This window comes from Pseudomonas sp. SCB32 (assembly GCF_009189165.1).
Taxonomy (GTDB): Bacteria; Pseudomonadota; Gammaproteobacteria; order Pseudomonadales; family Pseudomonadaceae; genus Pseudomonas.
Map to the genome: position 1 here is coordinate 3,656,781 of NZ_CP045118.1, position 23,150 is coordinate 3,679,930.

At 58.3% G+C, this 23,150-nt stretch carries 17 protein-coding genes and 1 pseudogene; 4 read left to right on the top strand and 14 right to left on the bottom strand.

The window, feature by feature from the left end; genetic code table 11:
• Nucleotides 1-5: 5 nt before the first annotated feature.
• The gene (locus tag GA645_RS16670; protein WP_306092905.1) at nucleotides 6-1,667 is read right to left on the bottom strand and encodes a ShlB/FhaC/HecB family hemolysin secretion/activation protein; all 1,662 of its coding nucleotides are present in this window, start codon (nucleotides 1,665-1,667) and stop codon (nucleotides 6-8) included.
• Between the two features lie 624 nt (nucleotides 1,668-2,291).
• Here GA645_RS16670 and GA645_RS16675 point away from each other — a divergent pair.
• Nucleotides 2,292-2,669, top strand: a complete 378-nt coding sequence (locus GA645_RS16675; RefSeq protein ID WP_152224115.1) for a hypothetical protein — start codon at nucleotides 2,292-2,294, stop codon at nucleotides 2,667-2,669.
• 401 nt (nucleotides 2,670-3,070) lie between these two features.
• On the opposite strand, the gene GA645_RS16680 is transcribed toward GA645_RS16675, so the two are convergent.
• The 9 genes and pseudogenes from GA645_RS16680 to GA645_RS16720 form a co-directional block, all read right to left on the bottom strand.
• A complete protein-coding gene (locus GA645_RS16680) occupies nucleotides 3,071-3,298 on the bottom strand; it encodes a hypothetical protein (RefSeq protein WP_152224116.1) in 228 nt (75 codons plus the stop codon).
• Nucleotides 3,299-3,486: 188 nt separating this feature from the next.
• Nucleotides 3,487-4,074: a hypothetical protein gene (locus tag GA645_RS16685; RefSeq protein ID WP_178119563.1), complete on the bottom strand. Its 588-nt coding sequence runs from the start codon at nucleotides 4,072-4,074 to the stop codon at nucleotides 3,487-3,489.
• 489 nt (nucleotides 4,075-4,563) lie between these two features.
• A pseudogene (locus GA645_RS29070) lies at nucleotides 4,564-4,921 on the bottom strand (nitrilase-related carbon-nitrogen hydrolase); the annotation flags it as partial.
• A 1,237-nt stretch (nucleotides 4,922-6,158) separates the two neighbouring features.
• The gene (locus GA645_RS16695; RefSeq protein WP_256676195.1) at nucleotides 6,159-9,263 is read right to left on the bottom strand and encodes an ImcF-related family protein; all 3,105 of its coding nucleotides are present in this window, start codon (nucleotides 9,261-9,263) and stop codon (nucleotides 6,159-6,161) included.
• A 274-nt stretch (nucleotides 9,264-9,537) separates the two neighbouring features.
• Nucleotides 9,538-10,788 (bottom strand): hypothetical protein, encoded by a 1,251-nt coding sequence (locus GA645_RS16700; protein ID WP_152224117.1) that lies wholly within the window; start codon nucleotides 10,786-10,788, stop codon nucleotides 9,538-9,540.
• 2 nt (nucleotides 10,789-10,790) lie between these two features.
• Nucleotides 10,791-11,054, bottom strand: a complete 264-nt coding sequence (locus GA645_RS16705; protein WP_152224118.1) for a PAAR domain-containing protein — start codon at nucleotides 11,052-11,054, stop codon at nucleotides 10,791-10,793.
• 55 nt (nucleotides 11,055-11,109) lie between these two features.
• Nucleotides 11,110-11,550 carry a hypothetical protein gene (locus tag GA645_RS16710; RefSeq protein ID WP_152224119.1) on the bottom strand — a complete coding sequence of 147 codons (441 nt, stop codon included), beginning with the start codon at nucleotides 11,548-11,550 and terminating at the stop codon, nucleotides 11,110-11,112.
• Between the two features lie 2 nt (nucleotides 11,551-11,552).
• Nucleotides 11,553-14,411 carry a hypothetical protein gene (locus GA645_RS16715; protein WP_152224120.1) on the bottom strand — a complete coding sequence of 953 codons (2,859 nt, stop codon included), beginning with the start codon at nucleotides 14,409-14,411 and terminating at the stop codon, nucleotides 11,553-11,555.
• A 56-nt stretch (nucleotides 14,412-14,467) separates the two neighbouring features.
• Nucleotides 14,468-16,843, bottom strand: a complete 2,376-nt coding sequence (locus GA645_RS16720) for a type VI secretion system Vgr family protein (protein WP_152224121.1) — start codon at nucleotides 16,841-16,843, stop codon at nucleotides 14,468-14,470.
• Between the two features lie 1,418 nt (nucleotides 16,844-18,261).
• On the opposite strand from GA645_RS16720, the gene GA645_RS16725 reads away from it, so the two are divergent.
• Together GA645_RS16725 and GA645_RS16730 are read left to right on the top strand one after the other, a co-directional pair.
• Nucleotides 18,262-18,444, top strand: coding sequence for a hypothetical protein (locus GA645_RS16725; RefSeq protein ID WP_152224122.1), 183 nt, complete (start codon nucleotides 18,262-18,264; stop codon nucleotides 18,442-18,444).
• A 164-nt stretch (nucleotides 18,445-18,608) separates the two neighbouring features.
• Nucleotides 18,609-19,097, top strand: a complete 489-nt coding sequence (locus GA645_RS16730; RefSeq protein ID WP_178119564.1) for a hypothetical protein — start codon at nucleotides 18,609-18,611, stop codon at nucleotides 19,095-19,097.
• Nucleotides 19,098-19,464: 367 nt separating this feature from the next.
• On the opposite strand, the gene GA645_RS16735 is transcribed toward GA645_RS16730, so the two are convergent.
• Both GA645_RS16735 and GA645_RS16740 read right to left on the bottom strand, forming a co-directional pair.
• Nucleotides 19,465-19,950 (bottom strand): hypothetical protein, encoded by a 486-nt coding sequence (locus GA645_RS16735; protein ID WP_256675942.1) that lies wholly within the window; start codon nucleotides 19,948-19,950, stop codon nucleotides 19,465-19,467.
• 171 nt (nucleotides 19,951-20,121) lie between these two features.
• Complete coding sequence (locus tag GA645_RS16740) at nucleotides 20,122-20,523, bottom strand: hypothetical protein (RefSeq protein WP_152224123.1); 402 nt, start codon at nucleotides 20,521-20,523, stop codon at nucleotides 20,122-20,124.
• A 229-nt stretch (nucleotides 20,524-20,752) separates the two neighbouring features.
• On the opposite strand from GA645_RS16740, the gene GA645_RS16745 reads away from it, so the two are divergent.
• Complete coding sequence (locus GA645_RS16745; RefSeq protein ID WP_152224124.1) at nucleotides 20,753-20,971, top strand: DUF6500 family protein; 219 nt, start codon at nucleotides 20,753-20,755, stop codon at nucleotides 20,969-20,971.
• Nucleotides 20,972-21,182: 211 nt separating this feature from the next.
• On the opposite strand, the gene GA645_RS16750 is transcribed toward GA645_RS16745, so the two are convergent.
• On the bottom strand, nucleotides 21,183-22,169 hold the full coding sequence (locus tag GA645_RS16750) for an oligopeptide/dipeptide ABC transporter ATP-binding protein (protein WP_152224125.1): 987 nt from the start codon (nucleotides 22,167-22,169) through the stop codon (nucleotides 21,183-21,185).
• A complete protein-coding gene (locus GA645_RS16755) occupies nucleotides 22,166-23,149 on the bottom strand; it encodes an ABC transporter ATP-binding protein (protein ID WP_152224126.1) in 984 nt (327 codons plus the stop codon). The genes GA645_RS16750 and GA645_RS16755 overlap by 4 nt, the downstream gene beginning before the upstream one ends.
• Nucleotide 23,150 lies beyond the last annotated feature (1 nt).

A 23,150-nucleotide genomic window follows, 5' to 3' on the forward strand; every position in this document is an offset into this window, starting at 1 on the left:
AGGAATCAGAAGAAGAGGTCGGCGCGGAAATAGACCGGATGCTCACGGCGCTCGATGAAGTCAGGGCGCTCCAGCGAATGCGCGAAGGTGACGGAGGCGGCGGCGTGCTGGCCGCGTGCGCTGAACTCCACACCCTGGCCGCTCATGCGCCCGGAAAGCTCCTGGTTGTAGCGACCATGCTCGATAGCGCCGAAGTCGTAGGCATAGGCCACGCCGTATTCCTGCAGCCAGGGCTGCAGTGGCTCCCAGGTCACGGCGCGGCGCCAGCGCAACTGGTTGCGCCAGTAATAGCCGGAGTCGCCGGAGAGGCTCTGGTCCTTGAAGCCGCGAATCGAGGTGAGACCACCCAGGCTGATGCGCTGCGGGCTGTAGAGCACGTCTTCGCTGTGCTGGCCGGTGGCGAGGCTTTCGAAGCTGAAGGCTTCGTCCCACAGCCTGAACGGCTGCAGGTAGCTCAGGGTCAGGCTGTACTTGTTGTAGCGAGCCTTGGGTGCGCCGGGCGGTGCGTCGTGGTCGTCATCCTGCGCGCCAAAGGCGCCGATGCCACGCTGCCAGCCGGTATCGAGGTTGACGAAGGCGCTACCGATGCGCCGGCCATGGTTGAAGCCCAGGCGCGCTTCGCTGAGGTGGGTGCTGGAGACGTCCAACAGGGTGTCATCGATGTAGTTGCGGGTGCGCTGGTGGCCAAGGCCCACGTTGAGCGCGGTCTTGCTCACGTCGTCGCGATGAATGACCCGCTCGGCGCCCAACTGGTGAGTCTCGTTGTCGCCGTCGTATTTGAAGGCGAAGCCACTGTCCTCGTTGCGAGTGCGGTAGTAGTTGCGGCTGTAGCTGTAGTTGAAGGTCCACCAGCCGTAGGGGACGCTGTACCAGAGGCTCTGGTTGTCGGAGTGTTTCCAGTGGTCACTGACCACGTCCTGCCCGGCGCGCAGGCCGAACTGGTCGGCCAGGCCCAGCGGGCTGTCCCAGTCGAGGCCGACGCCGGCCTGCTGTTCGCCGGAGGTGGAGTCGCCGTTGTTGTCGCGGCTGGCCGACACGCGCCAGGGCTTGCTGCGCTCGCCCTTGAGCTGCACGCGGCTGCCGCCGACGTCCTTGCCCGGCACCAGTTCCATCTGCGCCTGGCGCGAAGGCAGGCGGTTGATCTGGTCGACCAGTTGCTCCAGGTCGCGCAGGTTCAGCATCTCCCCGGTGTGGCCGGGAAAGGTCATGGCCAGCTCGCGGGGACTAGCCAACGCGGATTGATCGAAGCCTTCGAGACGGCCTTCGACCACGATGATCTTCAACTTACCCTTGGAGAGGTCCTGTTGCGGCAGGTAAGCGCGAGTGGTGACGAAGCCATGGCGCAGGTAGAGGTCGGTGATGCTTTTGAGCAGTTCGTTGAGCTGATTCACTCCCAGGCAACGATTGCGGTAGGGTGCGAGCAGGGCCTCGCGGGCGTGCTCAACGAGGTGCTCCGCACCTTCGAGGGAGATGGTGCGGATGGTGAAGCAGCGGGTATCCGGCGGAGTGGTGGTCGGTGCTTCGGTGGGGGCCTTGCCAGGGAGCTGCTGGAGTTCCTCCAGACGCTGTTGCTGCTCATGCAGGAGCTGTTCCTGACGCTGACGTTGGAGATCGTTGTCCCCCGGTGTGGGCAATGGTGCGGCAACGGCATGGGAGCCCTGCAGCACACTAACACCCAATAGCACAGCTCGAATCGACGTCGCCAATTCTTCGTCCTTGAAGAGAGTAGTTAAATCCGGCGCAGCCTATCGCTCGCGACCAGTCTCGTGCCGTAAGAAAAGTCCCAAATAGTGGCCGTAAATTCCCAAGCACCACGACACAGGACGAGTCAGCTCTGCATAACTGCCGCCTAGGCGAAAGGAATGAATAAAAATCCCCCCTGCACCATTTAAAGACGATGCAGGAGGGCTAGTTCACTCACAGAGAGCAGTCCCTTGGCGAAGGGGACTACTCATCCACACTACAGAACCGCCACGTACCCGCGATATCAGGCATTTCTGTAGTCCGCGCAGGGTATTTCTGGTCTGCTAGTAAGTATTTTTGAGCCATTTGATAGAGGCCTGAGCCGAGCAGGCTGCAAGGCATCAAATCAGAAGGGGCACGCGCAGTTCCGCGCTAGCAGTAACGAACGGGCTCACACGCCCCAAGGCCGTTTCGGAGCAGAAACGGATGGAGCCCCTCCCGGACAATCAGGTCTTCGCCAGTCATCTCCCCCCGATCAATGGGGGGCCGCCTTCGCGCGGCCACATTCATGATCAGGTCATCGGCATAACACCGATGAGTTGCAACGGATGGGCATCCTGCGACTTGTGGAGGCTCAGTACTGGTTCACCGACGTACTACGCACCTGCAGCCGCTTCATACCCGGCAACTGCATTGCTCAATCTGTTGACGGGGGCTCAATCGTGGATGATCGCGAAACAGACTCGCTTGAGGAAACAACCGATGCTTTCTTGGCCCTATTACCGACCTTGGCCGATGTCATCGAGCGCAGTATTCCCTCAGCAGCAGCGCTGGCGGAAGCAAAGCTGCATCGACAACAAAAGGCTTGGGCCGAGCTTTGCCACTTGGCAGATCAAGTAAGCCTCTCTCCATTCACAATTGCCAGACTGATCGTACTGATCTACCGGAGCGAACAACGACGTAGCGTACCGGCCGATCCCTCCTGACGAGGCTCCATGCAAGGCGAACCGATGCCCAACCCGCGCTCCGTCGAGCCCACTGAGGAACAGCTATGGGCTGTGGCTAACTACCTGGCCTGTCGCAACGCATTGCAGCGTATCTTCCACGCGGGGTTGGGCGTTCTGATAGCGATGCTTGCCAGCCTGCTCGCTCTACAAGTGCTCCCTGGGGAGCCTGTCCCTACGGTTGCACTCTGCCCTCTGAATGCACTGGTTGTGCTCGTAGCGCTGTTCATTGCTGGCCAGGTCGCTCGTCAGAGCTATCAGGTATACCTCGCACGGCAACAGGCTCTGCGTGCAGGCATTTCAGCTGAGCTGCTAAAGGCCGCCGAAGCGCGCCAGTGGCGCTAGGTAAATCTTCGAGTGAGAGATCGGTACTGCTAGGGCAACTATCCCTGACTGAGCAAGCGTGAGCGGATACGCTCCACGAGCCAATTGGTCGTCTCCGCCGTACTGAGGTAGCGGCTTTCACTCTCATCCAGGCAGGTGATGCCAACCAGAGGGCTGAACTCAATGCCCACGTCCTGGCATGCATCCAGAAAGATCCGCTGTCTTTTGCTGAGCAGATCGTCTTCCATGGAAACGACGGCGTCATACATCCGCTTGAGATCGGGCACGAACCGTCCAATCGGCGTTGCAGTGGCGTGCTCATCCCTCTGACAGTCAATCGTGACGATGAATGCTGGCTCTCTAGAGCACGCTATACGCTCCACGAATTGATTTATCACTGTCCATCGTCCTTGGCCTTGCAGAGGTAGCTCATGCGGTGGAAGTACACCGTGAACTCCTTGTTGGCTAATGTGCGCTAAGCAATTCCCGCGAGATCCGCCACGCTAGCGATTAGGGTCAGCCCCCAAACTAGTCCTCCTAAGATTAGGAACGGCAGGTTGTAACGGGTCATTGAAGCGTTGGTATCACCCAGCGGATGACCGCCCGCTTGGTTGGCACGATGCTGGATGCTCAATAGCGGAATGAGTTGCAGATGGACTGCGATCAGCAGCAGCAAGGTGGACAAGGCAGAAGCGAAATCACTCAGAGTGTCAATGAAAGTCGCAACGATCATCAGGATGACTGCCCAGGTGGCATCACTCCGGTAGCTCCAACTCTTGCGCACCGTTTCCGGCAACGCCTCGGCGATACGCCTCGCGAGGGAGTGGATGAAGAACAGCATGAAGAAGCTACGCAACGGGGGATTGATCTTGCGCGACATGTACAGCTTCTGAATCGACCAATGCTTGTACATCCAGTAGAAGCTGTACAGGCCGGAAGTCAGCACGTAGAGCGTCGCCATCTTGCGCAGAGAGGTGATGAAGAATGGCCTGACCTGGTCAGCCTCTGCGCTACCCATGATCAGCTCGGCCTCGGGGGGGCGGTAGGGATTATCCATTTCCATGTCCGTTACTCCATTGAATAGAACGTTCTATTGTCTGGCAGTACCCCGAATACACGCATAGGGCCCGGGCGGGCGGGTGGTTAGACGTACAAGTGGGGCAGACCAATCGGCGCGATAAATATTGTGTTAGTGCCAATCGAACTGTCAGGAGGAAGGTTCTCCTCGTGCTGTAGGCTCATTCCGCACCACCGCGACTGCGCACGTGTCATGCCCCTCAGAAGGCCCGAACGCTCCCTCGCGGATCGGCGGCGCGCCAAGGAAGAGAAGGACATCCGAGGACGTCGAACCAGATCTAATAGCTTCGTGCGAGAAAGGTAGTGACCAAGCTTCTGATGTTGGACTACTCCCTGCTATATCCGCAGACATGCTGCCCATCGCCATAGACCTTGCTCTTGGCCTTGCACAGGTAACTCATGCGGTGGACGTACGCTGTGAGTCTCTTTGCTGGCAAATGGGGATGTGCGCTAGCGCGAGTGAGCATCCGGCGTTTCCATAAAGCGCCGGACGGCGGTCCTGATGGAGGTCGTTGTGGCGGCTGATTCGTTTATTGCACGCTTCTGCCAGGTTAAGCGTCGCAACGAGGATCTGCTCGCCCACGGCCTCCGCCGGCCTCGCTTGCGGGAAACCATCCGCATCGACAATCACCGAACCCTGTACCCAATCCACCCCACGCTCGTGGCCGTGCCGGTCGCATGCGGCAATGAACAAGCGGTTGACCGAAGCGTTAGCTTGCACTCGAATGACCTCTGCCGGGCGCTCCTGGCTCGGGCGAGGCCCCTAAGGCCAATTCACTGGAGCGCACAGCAACTCGGCACCAGCCAGCGCCACGGCATCTTGCCCATCCAGGCAGGTGGAAATCAGTCCTTGCAAACTCATCGGTGTGTCCTAAATCCCTTCATGTACGGCACATCGTCAATCTTGGGGTTGGTGCGTTTGGTAGCGTCGCCAGGCGGCTGAGCCAGGTTTGGTTAGGCTCATGTGGTGGCAGGTTGGGCACCAAGTCCCTGAGCGCACATGGATATAAATCGCACGCCAGGTATGCCCACGAGCGCATTGCCATTGGTAGTGAGCTCTTGCGCCCTCGTAATGCAGCGAGAGACACAGTCCTCCTCGCTCTCGGGCGGTTTGCTGCATGTGCTCTAGCGTGAGTTTTCTGCTCTCAATGTGGCACCGCTGGCACCAGTGGCCGTTACGGATTGCGGCGTATTGGGCCTTCCAGATATGGCCTTTGGCGCATTGCCATTGGTAGTCGCTCGTCGTCGAGACATAGGCATCGGATAGGCAAGTACCACCTTTGGCCTCAGCGGCTCGCTGGAGCGTTTGCAGATCGAGACGCCGCTGATCATTGGCGCAGTGCGGGCACCAGCTACCCGAGCGAATCGAACCGTAGCAGGCTCTCCAGGTGTGCCCCTTTTGGCAGGCCCAATCGTAGAGCGTCCGATCATTCAGATAAGCCGTGGACAGGAACTGTCCTCCACGTACCACGGCTGAGGCACGCACCTTATCAATCCCCAGTCGCTGCTGGTCCGATTGGCATTGCTGGCACCAGGTGCTATTACCCAGCATGCTGCTGGGGCGAGCATCCCAGATATGCCCCTGGGCGCAGCGGAACGAATGCTTGCGCTCCCCGCCCAGATAAATCGGTGAGATGCACTCGCCACCTCGGCTCTTCGCATACTCCTGCAATCTCTGCAGGCCATTGGTCATTAGCTTAGGCCCCCTGGGCTTGCAATGGGGGCAGGACGATGTTCGCAGAGCCACGGTAAACGACCGTAGCCACTCGTGAGAGGGATCGCTCAGGCAACGGAATCGATAGAGCGCCGTTGAGCCGCGCCACTCATCCAGGCACTGGCTACCGTCTTGCGCCGCTTTATCCTGAATACGTCGAAGCTTCCTGACGTTACGACAGTGCGGACATTCGCTAAGGCTCAGCAGGACGTCTGCCTTCCATGCAAATTCGTGCCCATGCTGGCAGCAAAATCGATAGCTTGCCTGCCGCGTTCGCCAGTGCTCGTCAAGTAGAGTCAGTTGTAGGCGATCCATTTCGCGCTGGATGGCAGGTGGACATTTGATCATGGCAAGAGCTACTCAAACGGCTCGATCACGGCATAGGGATCGGAGGCCCCGGCCCCCGTGACGAAGATGTTCGTGGGCAGTGTGAAACCCCGCAGCTGCAGCACAGCCAGCGGGCCGTTGCCCAGCTCGGTGCGCATCTGCCAAGTCAAAGGCAACTTGTCCGGCGCGGTCAGCACCAATTCAAAGCGTGTGTTGCTGTCGTCCAGAGTGGTGACCTTGGCCTGTTCGAGCAGGCGGATTAGGCCCCAGGTACCGGAGTAGTCGCCGAACAAGCGGGCCCCGGCATTAATACTGGTCCAGCTCAAGGAGGCGCCTGGATGGTCGGTTCCCCCCGGCCAGGTGAACTGCTGCCAGCTCTCCATCTGGTTGAAGTACTCCAGCTTCACGCCATCGAGGATGAAGGTGGTCTCCACCACATTGCGCACGGGCTTGGCCTGGAGCTGGAAGGTCATCCCCATGCCGCCATCGGTGTAGAGGATGTCCGCCAGCTCACCCAGTTGATTGACCGCTTTGAGGAACTGTGGATTGAAGTGCAGCCCCTGAGTATTGGCGCTGTCCGGTACCCAGCGATTGCCTTCCTTGTGCAGCACACCACTCAGTTGCGAGCTGATGAACTGGTCGATGCGACCGGTACCGGAACGGATCATCTGACCTAGCATCGGCAGCGACGCATCGCTGCCGGTGGCGGCGAACGGATAGCGACCATTGAAGGAGCGCTGCCAGTTGCCGACGATTGCTCGCTGCCACTGGCGATTTAGGCTTGCAGCGGAGGGCTGGAGCACGCCTTCCCAGGCTTGGTTGAGTGGTTGCACGAAGAGGTTCTGGCCGAAGCCATTCCACTCCGCCCCGAGGCTGGCGGCGATCAGGCTGCCGTAGTCGAGGGTGTCGGTCAGGTCCACGCTCTTGCCCTGGAACACCGTCTGCGCCAGGGCCTGGGTCATCGCCTGCGGATCGGTGGCGGTGGTGATCTGTTGCAGCTTCAGGCGCACACGCGTGACGCGGGTGAGGAAGGCTTGCAGGCTCAGGTTGTCATCGCCGGTGGTGGCAGCGGATTTCTCCTTGCCCAGCAAAGCGAGGAGCGGACCGAAGGTGCCGTCCAATGGCCCCTGTGGACCGGCGGCCTTCTGGTCGATCACCGGCTGCTTGCCCTTGTCCAACAGTTGCTGCGCCGATTTCATCAGCGAATCGGAGAGGGCTTCGCCTTTGACTTCGGTCTTGCCCTGGTAGGCCAGGGTGTTCATCAGGGCAATCAGCGGTGACTGGCGCACATCGCTGAGCAGGGTGAGCTGGCTGATCGCGTCGGACAGACTGTCCGCCTGGCGCCAACGGATGCTGTTGAGAAAGGCCAGCCAGGCGTCGCTGAATGCCTGGAAATAGCGCTCGGTCAACTGCGCCTTGAGTACCTCGGGCGTCAGGTCGCTGTCGATCGTGCTCTGCTGATCGCTCAGCACCCAGTCGATTTCTTCGCGACGGGCCTCGGCTATTTCGTCGATGGCTTTGCGGACCTGCCCCTCCCAGGCCTGACGGGTGAACACTCCCGGCACGCTGTTGGGGGTGTCGAACAGGCTCGATGCATCGGTTTCGCCGACCATATCCAGCAAGGTCATCGCCGCGTAGTTGTTGCTCGCCCGGTCGATCACCTGCTGGTACAGGTTGGCCATGCCGTTGCGCTGGCCCAGTTGGCTCAGCAGCACTTGTCGAGATTGGGCCACGAGGCCGGGCTGAGTCTCCGTGCGCCAGTCGGGGTGTGCCGCCAGGTGCTGTGCGTAGAACGCCCAGAGGTTGGGCGACAGGTCTTGCCAGAGACCCGGCGTGACACCGGGACGGTCGGTTTCCTCGCGGGCCAGCACCTTGGTCAGGAACTCCGGATCGGTCTTCTCCGGGCGGGCCATCATCAGGTAAGCCTTGAGCTGGGCGTGTGCTTCTTCCGCCCGTGTCGCACGCTCGGGGCTGTCCGCCGGCAAGGCGGCCAGGTCCGTCAGTCGTTGCTCCAGGTGCTTGGCCGCCACATCGCGCATCAAGCGATTGTTGGCCTGGGCATAGCGCGGCCACAGCACGGCCAGCAGGGCGTCGTTCTGGCTCAGGCCAAAGCGCAAATACCAGGGCTCGCCATGCTCGCGCCGGTAATCCAGACGCGCCATCTCGCGGGTCAGTTCGTGCAGAGCCTTGAGCTGTGCATCGGCATTGCCCGGCGTATTGAAGGTCGCCAGGGCCAATTCCACGGCGGCGATCTGGCTGCGGTTGCTGACGAAGGACACCAGCACCGCCAGTACGGCGAGACAGGCCAGCCCCAGCAACGACATCCGAGTGCCACGTCCCCAGGTCCAACCCAGCACACGGCCAGTGGCCTGCCGGTCCTCGCGCAACGCCTGCCAATCCGCTTTGGGCCACCAGGCGTGCTGTATACCCTCCACAACCGAAGAGGGTTGCGGCGGGCTGAAGACCAGGCCCCGCAGTGGCATGCCCTTGGCAAAAGGAATCAGTGAGGGCGCCAGAGCGTTACACCACTGGGTAATGCCGTCCCGCTCCAAATCCCGGGCCAAACGCAGCAAGAAGTCATGCGCCGGAACCTTGTACATCTGCCCCAAGCCTTGTTCGCGCAGCGGTCTCACCAACTGGCGTAGGGACGATTCGATCTGTTCGACCGAAGCCTTAACCGGCAGTAGGCAGCCCACGGATTGGCGTTCACGCGTAATCTGCTCCCAGTCACTCTGACAGACCTGCCACAGGTACAGCGGCGCTTGCCAACGCAATTGGCGCGCCAGTTCGCGCAAGCGATGCGCCCCATGGCCCAGGCCCTGGGCATCACGAGACTGAGCTTCGTTCAGCGCCCAGACCACGCCATCCAGCGGAGACGCTGAGCGCAATGACGTTAAGGCCCTCCAGCGCCGGATATTCTGCTCTCCGAGCAGAGCGCCACCCCACAACAAAACGTCGCCATTCGACTCCAGCCATCCGGCGTCCTCCAATCCGGGCGCGATGGCTTCGATTTCAGCCGGCTCGCCGAACACCAGCAGCAAGCGGGCCTTGCTTCTCCACAGGGGGCCTAGCTCCGTGCGCAGATGATCTTGTAGCCGGGCAAGCGCATCAGGCTCCGACTCGGCCTCAGGCATAAGCGCTTCCGGCTCAGCCGGGGCGCTGTGCCGCGTCTCCAGCCGATAGCGATCGCGCCCCAGGCTCCGGCCTATCCAGAGATAGGCCGCCAGTATGAGAACCACGAGCGTGCAAAAGCCGGAGATCACCCACCACGCCAAGTGTTGCTCTTCGCTTCCAGCACTGATGCCGAACAACGCGGGCTGAACACTGACGAATAGGGCTGAGCCGAAGCCCAGTACCATAACGACGAAGACAAGAGAAACGAGCAAGAACAAACCCACCGAACACTACCTACGTTGAAGACGGCGACACGCCCGTGAGCGTGGTGCACCAGAGCATCGCTTCTGGGTCCACAGCCCCACTGAAAATCAGCTGCGGCTTGGCGTTAATGCCGGCGGCCTCTGTGGCCGCCGCAATGGCGATCCAAGACGCCGCACAGCCGGCATGCCCGAGCGAAGTGTCCAGGTCGTAGAGGCCAAGCCCGGGTTTGATCTGAGACGGCAGATCGAGCAGTACCTTGGTGATGTCCGACTGGCGCGTCGGTGCAACCCCGCTTAACCAGACATGCTCGACTGCTGCCACCGGCAGGGGAGCCCAATTCAACGCCTGATGGGCGGCGTACAGCAGGTCATCCACCGTAGCCGTACGCTCCTGCTCGGGGCGATGCAGATTGGCCAGTGGGATGAGCCCACTCTGACGCAGGCGATTGCTCAGCAGCAGCGCTACGGCCGCCTCGGCGATGCCGTCCTGTTCCCCAGAGGTCAATCGCACGGCAACCACTAGTAGTAGCGCATGGTCGTTGCTGCGGGTATCCAGCCAATGATCAATGGCCGCCAACCCGGTCCCCTTCACGGCTTCGATCTCTTGCGTGATGCCCGATTCACGCCAGGCCTGTGCCCAGGCCCGCGCCTGATGCTCATCAGTTAACGTGCATTCGGTTTCCAGCAATAGGGCCAGCGGCTGTGTCGAGGGCAGAGATGCAAGCGGTTCCGCCAAGTCGGACAACACACGACGGTAGAGCGCCAACAAATAGGCTTCTTCATTGGCCTCCACCTCAGACACTAAGGTCGCAGGAAATTGGCTGTGCCGGTACACCAACTCTTCGCGGCCTCGCGCTGCTTGGCTTTTCAGAACGCTGCGGTTATTGAGCAGTGCTTCAATCTGGCGCGTATGGCCATCCTCGCGCCCATCATGGGCGGCGCTGTAGAAACTGCTGGCCACGATTTGAAGAGCACGCCGCCCTTGGCGCAGTCTGCTGGTCAGGTCCAGGGAGCGTTGCTCGTTGAATCCTTCGGCTCGCCCCTGTTGCAGCAGCAACAGCATGAGCCGCACCACCAGCAAGCCGCCCCAGATTGCACTAGGAACACCCAAGCTGAGGCCCCAGAACTTCAGCGACTGCTGCAACATCGACTCTTCGCCGAGCGCTAGGGTCAGGCCCAATCCGACCAACAGTGACAGTGCCAGCAAGCCGAGCCACACCCAAAGGCAGGGCAGGCTAGGCGCTTCTGCTGGAGCGGGGATGTTGTCCAGTCGTACCGGCATGGTTAGCCCACCGTGGCCTGAGGCAAGGAACTCAGCAGGACACAGCCACAGGCGCAGCGGTGGCCGTGGAGCGCAACGGGAATGCCGTGGTCAGTGAATGTCGGATGGCCTTCGGCAATCACCGTGGGACCATGCCCAGGCAGCGGGCAAGTGACGGAGTCGCCTACACGTGCGACGCCGATATCCTGAAACTTCATCACAGCAGAGCCCGAAATAACGGTGCCGCCACCCGTGGTTTTATCGCCGATGCGGATAATTCCCCTCATGAAGTATTCGTCCACTAAAAAAACAAAAAATCACAAGCCGAGTATGTTGATCGCACTATACGCCTCCCCAATTGCATCCACCTTGGCTTGTGTGAGTAGCCTTTGAGTTGTAGTTGAAATTAAATATCTTCCCGGACTTCGAGCGATATGAGAACTCATAAATTATTGCCCCCTGGGAAATAACCGTATACTCGCCACCTTGCTCCCCCTTCAATATCTCCCTCCATTTTGTCGTAACCTCGAAAGGTCTGCCTTCCTCAAAGACCCTTTCAGACTCACCAGAAAAGTATAGTGGTATCGGCTCTTTTGATTTTTCGTACACGACATATCCGATCCTGTACTTATCCGAGGGAACAAACATTGTTGAAAACTTTAGATTAATTGGTGCGCCACTATTCTCCATGCTGGTAAAACATCTAACCTCAAAGCTTTCAGCCATTCCCAGTGCTGGAAGAATAAAGCAGCCAATGCACAGCCATGCTCGAAACCAACTCATAATTACTCCAAGGTTAGCGCCGCAATTCTTTGATCTACAAACCCTTGAACATCTATATATCTTATCCCATAGATTTTTTTGTTAGGTGTGGCAGGATCCATTGGGCTTGACTGCAAAAGAACCTTCGCCTGTTTGTATCCAGCTAGAGCTTTATGCCTATCTTTAGTCACGCCATGCTCCGTCCTGACAGGGTCATGCCAAATCCCCCAGGCTAATGAATATATTTTATTTTTATAAATGGCGCTTGTATCAAAAGGAAATTGCCCCGAAGCTTCCAGCTTGCTCAGATGCGCTCCACCCAAAACCATAGATGCTGACTTAAAATACTTCAATCGATCATTGTAGCCATTAAATCCACCATTGATTCGAGCGGTAATCATATTTAAATCATCATGCTCAGAAATTCCTATAAGTTTTTTGTGTTCTGCATAGAACCAAAATGCTGACAGGGCACTATGTGGAGGCTTCGTTAATTTATCTCTGGCTGTATCCGAAGAGGTGACGTCTTCCCCAATATAAACGCCGTAATTTTTGTAATTTTCTTCTAAGGTCAGCTGCAAGAATCCCCGCCCAAACCAAGGGGCATATGACTTGCTCTCCCCGCCATACTCCCTTGTGGCGTAGAGCTTATCGCTCTCATGCAGTACTTGTGCTAGGAAATGAGCCTTTTGCCGGCATGTAGTAATGTGGAATTGATTGAACCCTTGGTTGATGGAGGAAAGATTCGCATCAATTACATCGTCAGATGTCCCTGGTGAGATCTTTTTCAATTCCTCTTTGGTTATATCGCGACCGCACGCGCACTCAGTTAAAAACACACCATTCAACCACAGCGGATGTAGGAAGTAAGCCTCGCCACCCCTTGTTAATATTCCTCGTTCCGCCACCTCACCCCACCAACTCAACTCTTTGATGCGCGTTTTCTCCGCGACCCAATTCAAAATAGGTGTCGAGCCTGTATGCCCCAAGACCTTATCCAAGGCATCCCATTTGCGCTTTTGGTAATACCATTCGCTTTCATAGTGAATAACCAGTTGCGAAATGGATTGGGCATAAGCCGGAATACCCAGTGCTAGCTGAACCTCTTGCGCCTCGATCTTGCCATCTCGATTGGCATCGATGATGTCGAACAACCGCTGTCGCACCGGCCCTTTATCGGAGGCATCGGCCAATGGCTTCCACTGATCAAGTTCCTGCTCATTAAAATAATCGCCCAGGTTGAACAGAAAGTAGGACAGTGCATTTTGCGGTGGGTCGTTGTTATAGATGACTTCATAGCCATCCCAGGACCATGGACTGACCCAGGGAGAGGGAGTTGTGCCTTCTTCATCGCACACCCAGACGTCCGGCAGGACCTTTCTATCAGCGCCGAGTATCAGGTTTTCCAGCCGATACCAAGTCTTGGCTCTGGAGTGTTCATTGGCTGGCACTTTAATCTTTCGGTCTTTTGCAAGCCCCTCCAGCATGGAGCGGGGCAGCAGCAAAGGGGCGCTGCTCAGGGAGTGATCATGACTAAAGTTGGGTGGTGTGGCTGTGCTGTAGCTGTCTTGGTGGGTGACAGCCTTTGTGCCTTTCTCCAGCTTCAGCCAGGTCTTCTCTTTCTCGGGTAGGTCTTTAGCCCATTCACGACTATTCTTGAAGAAAGTTTCCACGTTCTCGCACGCAAACACTTCCAGGTGCAACTTTTCTTGCGAATGTTCATCTCGGCAATCTTGATACGGGCCAAGATGACCGATCAGTTGGCCAGCCTTGATCGGAACGGGCCTGTCGAGCACGACCACCTTCCCACGTTCCGGTGTGCGCACGCGCTCCAGTGAAGTAAAGTGTACGTACTGGGTGACGCTTTCCAGCTTGCAAAACGCTCCTTCACTACTCAGGGTAAGTTCCGTGCCTTTGGGCAGTTTGAAAATCTGCGCACTCGCTGCATTGCCATCTGTAAAAACCTTCAGCTCATTACTGATGACACGATACCCACCGCCAGAGGCTTGCAGCCCGCTCTGACTGACGTAGCCACGTAAGCTGCCATCCGGATTTTGCAGATCCACCGGGCCCTTGATGCCTTCTACTTTTCGATAGTCGCCTGTACCACTGACGGTAACGGTCGCGCCGTGCGGCAGGAAGCCAATGATCTTTCCGTGCGAGGGCAAGTGCCGAAGGTTCAGGCCTAGTTCATCCGGGTGATTTAGGCGCGGGTCTTTATTCGCTGCCTTGACCCGGAGCTGAGGTGACTCGGGCCAGAAGGCAGGACGCTCCCTTCTGATATCCGCCTGGTAGCTGGCCCAATCGGCCAAATGCATGTACAGGCTGTAGAAAATCAGGCTTGGCGGCGTCCCCTTGCCCTCAATCTTGGGGGCTTCCAATCGATGGCGTACCAGCACAAAGCCGGAAGCAAAAGGCACTGGTTTCGTTTTACCTGGAGCGGGGTGAAACGTGGTTTCGGGCGTCTTTTCAGGGATGCGGTAAGCAATCACTTCCCCATCAGCGAGACAGCGCACGTAGCTCTGACCCTCTGGGCGAACCGCTCCTGCCGTTCCCGCGTCAAAGTGCACCCCGCCATGCCAAAGGCCATTGCGGCCTATTGGGAAGTAGCCCGCCTGGGCTGACGCCAGGTGGGTTAGCTGTTGGATGGGATCTGCCTTGCTGCCAAACGGATGGCTCCAGCTCCTGACGGCAGCCAGATCACTTGCTGGCTGTGGAGTCGCCGGGGCTGGGGCCGCGCTTGGCGCTGGACTAGGCGGCGAGGCAGGAGGTGTCAACGGCTGCAGTCTGGACTGTCGCTGCATTGGTTGCGACACAGGCGGGCCATCGCGCCAACGGCGGTATTCATCTTTCGCTGCTAGTAAGAGATCGAAAATGGACAATCGTCAGTCTCCTGTCCGTGAGAGTGGGGCTGATGCTTCCGTGCAGAGGCGCAGTACTAGCCAGAGAAATCTGAGAAGCTCTGGTGGCTACGCTGGTACTCACCGAGTTGAGGCAATTCGGGTAGCTGTGGAGGTTGCTTGGTAGGGCCTTGGCAATTGAAATCAGCCGACTTGATCAGGTAGTCGCCCTGTGTACCGGCTTCGATGCCGCTTGGGCCCAGAGTGATGTAGGTGCCACCCGCGTTGAGGACGATCTTCTTCTTGGCGGTGATGTGGATTTCGTCCTCAGTGCTGACGATATCCAGCGCCTGACGAGCAAGCAGTTCCATGCGGTCGTTTTGCGCCTGGATCTGCACCTCGCCCTGGTTGGCGATGAGCTTCATACCCAGCATTCGCACGAATAGGCTCAGCCCTTCGCCTACGCCGATAAACAGGCGCTTGACCACGCTGACATCAGCTTCGTTGCCGGCGTTGAGCATCAGGTTGCGCTGGGCGGCCAATTGCAGGTGCTCGCCACTGGTGAGAGCAAACCCGTGTGGCGCACTGAGCAGCGCCACCGACTTCTGCAGATCGGTCAGACGTTCCTGCAGCAGGTTCAGTTGGGCCTGGACATCAGCCGGGCCTGCGTTGGCCCTCTCGGCATCAGCGGATATTGACTTGAGCTGCTCACTGGCCTCTTGCAGACGCTTGAGAGCAGCGGCCATGTCCAGCACCTGGCCTTGCGCCTTGGCTTGCTCATCAGCACTGATGAAGATGCCCCTGCCACTGCGAATGGCCCCCCAGCCATCAGTACGTAGCTCAAAACCTTCCCCGCGCTTCTGCTTCTGCGAGTCCACCAAGTGGCCGAGATTGAGCTGGCTCTTGCCGCTGTGCTCGGTACTGAGCTTGATGTGCTCCTGCCCTCGCGTGTCATCCAGGCGCAACTTGTTATTGGCCGGGGTGCGCAGCACGTTGCGCTTGTAGTTCTGGATCGTGACGTGGTCGGGATGCAGGCTGTCGTGCAGCGCATGGGCAATGAACGGACGGTCCGGGTCGCCCTGCTCGAAGGCGATGGCCACCTCGGTGCCGGCGAGCAAGGGTAGGTGCAGCCCGTAGGTGTCGCCGGCATAGGAGCGCGCCAGGCGCAGCCACATGCTCTCTCGACCTGTAGGCCAGCTATCCCGATCGAAGAGGAAATTGACGCGGTAGCGTCCTTCGCTGTCGATGTGGCTGTAGGGATCGTTCCGCTGCGGGCTGGTGACGCGTGCCGGGACCGTGCCAGCGATGCGCGGCTTGGCCGGTACTGGTGGACGGAAGGCGATGTTGCCATCAGGAATAGCTTCGAAGCGGACTTCGAAGCTGCGATCACGGGCGGCGGTGCAGTGGGTGCGGACGATCAACGCGCCCTCAGTGAAAGCTGAAGGTGCCTCGCCCTCGACCTTGAGCACGTGGCCCGGAGGCAGGACCGCGCTGCTGCTGGCACCGCTCAGGCGGAGCTGGTCATTCAGGTAGCGCTCGTGGGCCAGCTGCGCGTAGAACACACCGCTTTCGGCGTGCCCCTCTTCATCGCCACGCGCCAGCGGATCACCGAGCGTCTGGTAAGGCTCGTCGGCGTAGTGATAAGCCTCGCCGTAGGTCGTGGTCGCTCCTCGGGTCAGATCGACCTGACCGTCGAGATTGGCGCCGGCGTCACGCGAGTAGTAGGCCCGGGTGCTGACCAACTGCTGTACGACCTGGTGGTTGGCCTGCAGATCCCACACAGCATCTTGGCCGGTGGTTTCCAGCCCGCTCAGGGGGCGCAGCGGTATACGGATGTCGCGTTCGTAGTGCATGGGCGAGTCTTTGAACTCGACCACATCAATTTTTAACCTCGAGTCCATGCTGAAGGAAAACCAGATCCCCCTCTCCGCGCAGATGCGTTTGATATAGGAAAAGTCCGATTCGCCGTACTGGAGCAACTGCTCATGCTGGGCGTAAGTCCTGCCGAGGTCGATCAAGAAGTCCTGCCCACGCAGGCCATGTCGGCGCAGGATGGTCTCAACGACTTCCGGCACACTCTGATTTTGGTAGATGCGGTACTGGCAGCCGTTATTGAGCAGGGCCAGGCGCGGCTCCAACGTCAGTTCATAACGCGCTTCGTCACGGGATGCAGAGAGTCGTTTGAACCCGGTGATCACACCGTGCAGGGTACGCAACGGCGGCACTACGGGCGGTGTGTAGCCACGGAGGGTGAACGCAGGGGGCGCCTCGCGCAGGCTGAAGGTGCCATCCTTGCCGAGCATGCTCTCAGCAGGAATATCCAACTCGGGGCTGGTAACTTCGATGCCATAGCGGAAGGTCTCGCTCAGCGCCTCCGTGCCCTCGAAGGCCAAGACATCCAATTGTGCATCGAGGCCATCGACACTGAGGGTGTGTCGACTATGGTCGAAAAACGTGCGGAGCTGATTCAGCATGCGAGTGGGTCTCCCTGACTCCTCTAATACACGAGCATCCATTGCGCCATTCGCTGCAAAGTACGGACTGGCTGGCTCAACTACCGAGCACGTACTGGCTTTAACTGCGCCACGGCGCAGCGGCTTTCTTCGCCAGGCCCTACGTGACTATCGGAGCGAATCTCAGGTGAGATGAATTCATGAAAAAACCTCCTGCCTCGTCTTTAAACGACGCAGGAGGGCTAGTTCACTCACAGAGAGCAGTCCCTTGGCGAAGGGGACTGTTTATCCACGCTACAGAACAGCTATATGCCTGCGATATCAGGCATTTCTGTAATACATGAGAAGATCTTCTGATCTGCCTGTAAGCGGATTCCTGGCACTTCGATAGAAGGCCGCACCGAGTAGGCGGCAAGGGATCCAATCAGAGGAGGCATTTGCGCTTCGGCAACATCAGCACCGAACGGGAGCAGTAACCAGCACCGGGTCAACGGTAGCTCGCACATGGGAAGGCGGGGGTTGCAAGTGCTCAGCTGGGATCAAGGTCATGAATCAAATGGGCAATAAAAAAGCCCCCTTACACCGGGTGACCAGCGGTGTAAGAGGGCTTCACTTAGCTTTGCAGACTACAGGTCCTGATCCCTGGCCCTGTTGTGAATAAGGTACCGAAGCCTATTGATCTGGGGAGCAGGAAAATTCCCAAAAATAACCAGACATTTTCCGAAGTTCGGCTTGGTGTCGGCGCCCCCATGCTGGCATGCGATTTGCGCTTTGCGCTTTGCGCTTTGCGAGCCTGTCAGATCGCTTGCCCCACGAAGCAATACTGCTAGCCGGCGGAATTGCACTCCACCTGACCACTGATTGCATCGGATATGGCCAGCACGCTTTGTAAACATGAAGGGCAGAGAACGGCCAAATGCAGCCCTCAATCCAACCACAGCCTGCGCGAACTTCGTCTCGTCTGGATAGAATTTTCCGATATGGAGTTGGCCCCCAAAAGCAGTAGATCGACCCCCAGAGGCCTACCGGAAGGCAGGCCTTGGAACGAGCACAACGTACAACATACCCGCAGCCCGCACTGCCTCAGGCGCATCAAGCTGGGGGCTCCCAAGGGGCGAGCTTGAAGTGCAGCGTCAGCAGGGCGCACGAGAGCAGAGGCAGCTTAGTCGGTGGTCTCATTCGCCAACGCAAGGTCATACGCTGCTATGACCTTTGCCATTGCCTGATTCGAGTCATAGAAGTTGTTGTCGTAGATATAGGCCAACTCGGTATCCGGGTGGTTGTAGGTGCTGTGCGCAATGACGTGCTCATGCCTGGCAACCTCCGCTAAGTCATGAACCTGACTCAGCAGCCGGCGTGTACTCACCCTCCCGCCGCTAATACCTGTGATACCCTCCATCAGAACGCAATTGAGCACATCTTGTGCGGCGTCGGTGCACTTGAAAATCCGAACCATTGGCTACGCCTCTCCAGTTAAAAACCTTCAAAATCAAGGCGACGCACTTGCCGCCCGCTTAGTCGAACTAGGGGCCGGCGAGAAAATTTTCAAGCTCCAGCGAAAAGCTTCTTTCGATTTAGCCCTCGCAGCCGTCAACTTTGCCTCGGCAGCTGCCGCCGACTGACGGCTGTAACCGGTCAGAAGCCGCCATTAGCTAAGGCAATCCACTCTAGAGGGTGTTTGCGCGGCTCGTATCCAGGAGGTCGGGATGGGAATTGATTTTCCTCGGGATAGGGCAATAGCAATCCGTAAAGGTGCTGTCGTGGGCACGCTTTAGGTCTGTGGCTATTGGCTCTGAACTGGGTGTTTCAGGGTGAAAAAACCACCAGGTCGGCACCACCTAATGCCGGGTTCGAGTACAGTGGTGAAATCAACTCATTATTAGGCGCAATGCCAGGGGAGCGCATGTCTGGAGAGAATGATCTGCTACAGCGATTCAAGCTGGAGGTGTTGGATCAGGGGCCGGAGGCATGTCTGCCAGTCAATCTGAGTGAGGAGTGGCGTGAGACTTTGTCGCAGGTGATCGAGCGCTATCTCGACGATGACGATGACTCACAGTTCGGTCTAGTGGTGGGGGCTTTGCTGGGAATTCTTTTCGGCAAGAACCCAGGCGCTGAAGTTAGCGTACCGCTGGATACGATGTTCGAGTATATGCAGTCATATCGACTGGAGCTGGCCCTGGAGGAGGTCCGCCGAAAAACAGAGGTGAAGGTAGTTCCAGCGACCCTGGAAACGATCTTCACCGATAGAGACCTGGAGTTTATGCCCTCTGCTTAAAGCAGCATTTGACTTGCTCCAAGGGTATCTGTTGGAGGCTGAGGTGGTAGCAAGTCTCAGGATGGCTGTGTCGCCACTCTGTGTCCTGATTTAACTGGCAGTTCAGCGCGGACGCCAACAAAAGCCATACCTTCGCTATTCACGACCGGCAGCTAAGGGGCGTTCTCTGCCGGTCATGGCCGCTCGTGTGATGGTCAGATCCGATGCAAATGCTTGGTCAAGTCGAATGCAATCAGGTGGTCAAGTAAGTGCAATTGCGCAACCAAGCCGACCAACATGAAAATCCATTGCATACCTTCCATTCCTTAGATGCTTTGTGCGAATCCATCCCGAACTGGGAGCTAGCACCCAGGCCAACTGATTCGTCTCAGCCACAGGCGGCGTCGCGACGCTGCCCACCTGGCACTTGATAATCACGGAGATCGGCCACGGACGAACGCATCGGCTGCGCGTCTTCGCAGTGATAGAACACCAGGCTGCTGGTGACTTCGCGCAGTTGCACCAGGGACAACGGCTTGTCCAACACCTGCAGCAACGGCACACGATTTCTCCACGCCCACTGGTACAGGGCTGTCTTCTCCTCGGCGCTATAGTTCCCGGCCAGTACAAACTGGTGGAAGGCGTTGCTCTGGCTGAGGTTTTTCAGGCTCATCAGCTCGCTGGCGCCCGGCACGAAGTCATCGTGGATAAACAGGCTGTAGTGCTGCCGGCGGGACAGCGCCTTGCGCACTTCGTCCATGCCCTGGCACAGGCTCAAGTGATAGAACTCCAGGCGATTGAACAACACGCCGTAGTCCAGCAAGCGGCCCGGATGCGAACACAGCACCATGGCTCGACGCGAAATGGCAGTCATATCGTTGGCCCTCTCGGAGGTTTCGACAGGGTCAATCTAACGGCGTTCTGAAGAGGTTCTTATCAGACAAGTCTGAAATGCACGTAGCCAATGGACTACTACAACGAGCGGAAAGCCCGTCCTCGCCGCATCAATACCACCACGCCATCGTGCTCAGCCAAATCGTGCTAGCTAGTCGTCGGCCGCTGCTGCCTCAGCATCGGCTTCTAGCTCCCCCCGAATACGCTTCACCAGCAGGTTCATCACTTCCTCGGGGATCAGGTAGCGACCTTCGCTCTCGTACAGGTAGGTGGTGCCGAAGGCTTCGATGCCTTGCCAGGCGTTTCGGAAGACCCGTAACCTTTCGCTGAAGGTATTGGCATCCTCGCGGATGGCGCAGTTGTACATGCGCCTGAGATGGGGAAGAAACTGCCCAGTCGGTGTCGCCATGAAGTCCGGGTCGCCATCACGTCCAACCGTGCGGACGAACGCCGGTCCGCCGGTGCTTTTGATGCGCTCTACGAAGTAATCAATCAGCGTACGAGCACCCACCTGATCCAGCTCGTATGGATTGGCGTCGGAAAGGTTGGTCATGGCATAGCTCCTTGCTGTGGGGTTCATACCTGGTGCCGGATTGGTTATTTTTCTACCGGCAGCTAAAACAGAATGCCCAGCGCGCCGGTGCTGTGTTGACCATTACATCACCCGAGAGCGCGACAGATGTCTAGCCTATAGAAGAGATCGAGCGTTGCTGCTCGAGTGGAGCTGGATGAATGCGATACAGGCCGCCCCATGAGGGGCGAATACTCTTCGAAGGGACGTTATGCGGGACAGCCTGAGACGAAAAGTGATCGAGGTCTGCAATAGGAAAATCGAGCAGAAAGGGCCAGACGTGGGCCTGTCGTTCTACGCCTTTTTTGCCAATAAAAATGATGATCCAGAGCTGCTAATGGAGGCCGCCCGCTGGTGGATAGCGGTGCATGAGCTTGACCATTTTGAGAAGGCGTCGAAGATCAGATTGATGGTAGAGCGGGGAGACTAGGCCGCGTCCATTTCCAGGGCCGCGTATCGATGTGCACTGGCACGCCCTACGAACTCTGCCTAGAGTGAACCAGCAGCCGAGGGATCGGCTCAACCGTTGAAATCCCCTGCAACGGATGTCTTGAAGCCCTGCCTCACGGCGGGGCTTCTCGTTTATGCCACGACGAACATCATGCTGCCTGCTACTGGTAGTGCATCTGCCTCACGGCTGGCTAACTGCCCACAGCAAGGGCTGAGATTGTTGATGCGGAGGCGTGGCGATGACAGCGCACCTCCCCCTCTACGGTCGATAGCAAGGCCTGGGGCCGCTCACAGCCGGGCCCCGCTTGAGAGCAGCGCTCACGAAAGAAGCAGCCGCTGGGCAGCACGCGGTTACCTGGCAGCTCCGTGCGCTGGGCGGCAGCGTCACCAGTCAGAGGCTTGTCCAGGCGTGGCACTGCCTCAAGCAACAATTGCGTGTAGGGATGACGAGGCTGCTCAAGCACCTCAGCAGCATTTCCCAGCTCCACAATTTGCCCCAGATACATCACTGCAACCCGATCCGCCAGATGGCGCACTACCGAGACATTGTGGGAGATCAGTACGAAGGTAAGACCACGCTCGCGCTGCAGCTCAGCAAGCAGGTTAAGGATCTGGGCTTGGACCGAAATATCCAAGGCTGAGGTGGGCTCATCGAGGATGATAATGTCTGGGTCTGAGGACAGTGCTCGGGCAATGGCGATGCGCTGGCGCTGGCCGCCGGAGAACTGGTGCGCATGGCGGTCCAGATACTCAGGGCGAATACCCACCTGAAGGGCCAAGCGCTCAGCGACCGCACGCAGTTCGGCGGATGGTCTTCTGCTGCGTACCACGAGAGGCTCCGTGATGAGCTTCCAGACTGGAAGTCTGGGATCGAGCGACGATTGAGGGTCCTGGAAAACAATCTGAGTATTCCGCTGCCCCAGGTTTTCCCCGGTGGCACTCAGGGTACCGCCCACCGGCTCGACCAGCCCCATGAGTACCTGAGCGAGAGTGCTCTTGCCGCAACCGGACTCACCGAGAATGCCCAAGGTTTCACCCTTGTAGAGCGTGAGGTCGATGCCGTTAAGCGCGTGAGCCTGGCCCTTGGCGCGCCCCAGCCAATCGCGACCTACTGGATAACGCACTTCAACTCCGCTGAGCTCCAACAGTGTCGAGGGTGGAGAAGAAAGATGATTCATGTCGGAAGCTCCTCCGCTTGCAGCCAGCAGGCGCTTAGGTGATCGGTATCGCGCGTCGGCAGCAGTGTTGGACGCGCCTCACAACGCTCATGGCGCCGAGCGCAACGTTCTTTAAAGGTGCATCCAGTGGGTAGGCTGGCGAGGTTGGGCACCTGTCCGGGAATGCTGTTCAGTTCACTGCCCGGCTCAGCGTTCTCCGGCAAACACGCCAGCAAACCTTGTGTGTAAGGATGCTGTGGTGCCTTCATCACTGCAGCGGTAGCACCTTGCTCAACGATGCCACCGGCATACATCACGTAGACGCGGTCGCAGAATTGCGACACCAAGGCCATGTCGTGAGTGATCAGCAAAATAGCGGTGCCGCGCTCTCGCGCTTTTTCGCGCAGCAGCAACAGCACCTGGCGCTGTACTGTCACATCGAGAGCCGTGGTGGGCTCATCAGCGATGAGCAACTGCGGATCACAGGAAAACGCCAGAGCAATCATGATGCGTTGACGCATGCCACCCGACAGCTCGAAGGGGTAACGGTCAAGGATTTGCTCGGGGTCAGCGATGTGCATGTCCTTGAGCAATTCAATGGCCTTGCTCCGTGCCTGCGGCACGTCCAAGGCGGTATGGCGGCGAATGACGTCCAGCAACTGCTGGCCGATACGTCGGGTCGGATTCAGCGCGGTCATCGGTTCCTGGAAGATCATTGCCGCCTTTCGGCCGCGCACCTCCATCAACTGACGCTCGCTCAGTGCCAACATGTCATGCCCCACCAAGGTGACACTGCCACTGGTAACTCGGTAGCTGCCTTGCGGGAGCAAGCCCAAGGTCAGCATGGCGGTGACTGACTTGCCCGAGCCTGACTCCCCCACTACTCCAACGATCTCTCCGGGCGCTACGCTCAAGCTAACGCCATTGAGCGCCTTGGCACTGGCACGAAAACCAGGGAACTCCAGGTTGAGCTTGTCTATTTGCAGAACGGCCTGGCTCATG

Bases quoted from the DNA above. Each gene is read 5' to 3' on its own strand.
- GA645_RS16720 (WP_152224121.1), bottom strand. From the start codon at position 16,843: ATGCTGAATCAGCTCCGCACGTTTTTCGACCATAGTCGACACACCCTC.
- GA645_RS16745 (WP_152224124.1), top strand. From the start codon at position 20,753: ATGCGGGACAGCCTGAGACGAAAAGTGATCGAGGTCTGCAATAGGAAA.
- GA645_RS16755 (WP_152224126.1), bottom strand. From the start codon at position 23,149: ATGAGCCAGGCCGTTCTGCAAATAGACAAGCTCAACCTGGAGTTCCCT.
- GA645_RS16735 (WP_256675942.1), bottom strand. From the start codon at position 19,950: ATGACTGCCATTTCGCGTCGAGCCATGGTGCTGTGTTCGCATCCGGGC.
- GA645_RS16695 (WP_256676195.1), bottom strand. From the start codon at position 9,263: ATGCCTGAGGCCGAGTCGGAGCCTGATGCGCTTGCCCGGCTACAAGAT.
- GA645_RS16700 (WP_152224117.1), bottom strand. From the start codon at position 10,788: ATGCCGGTACGACTGGACAACATCCCCGCTCCAGCAGAAGCGCCTAGC.
- GA645_RS16710 (WP_152224119.1), bottom strand. From the start codon at position 11,550: ATGAGTTGGTTTCGAGCATGGCTGTGCATTGGCTGCTTTATTCTTCCA.
- GA645_RS16740 (WP_152224123.1), bottom strand. From the start codon at position 20,523: ATGACCAACCTTTCCGACGCCAATCCATACGAGCTGGATCAGGTGGGT.
- GA645_RS16705 (WP_152224118.1), bottom strand. From the start codon at position 11,054: ATGAGGGGAATTATCCGCATCGGCGATAAAACCACGGGTGGCGGCACC.
- GA645_RS16750 (WP_152224125.1), bottom strand. From the start codon at position 22,169: ATGAATCATCTTTCTTCTCCACCCTCGACACTGTTGGAGCTCAGCGGA.
- GA645_RS16675 (WP_152224115.1), top strand. From the start codon at position 2,292: ATGGGCATCCTGCGACTTGTGGAGGCTCAGTACTGGTTCACCGACGTA.
- GA645_RS16685 (WP_178119563.1), bottom strand. From the start codon at position 4,074: ATGGAAATGGATAATCCCTACCGCCCCCCCGAGGCCGAGCTGATCATG.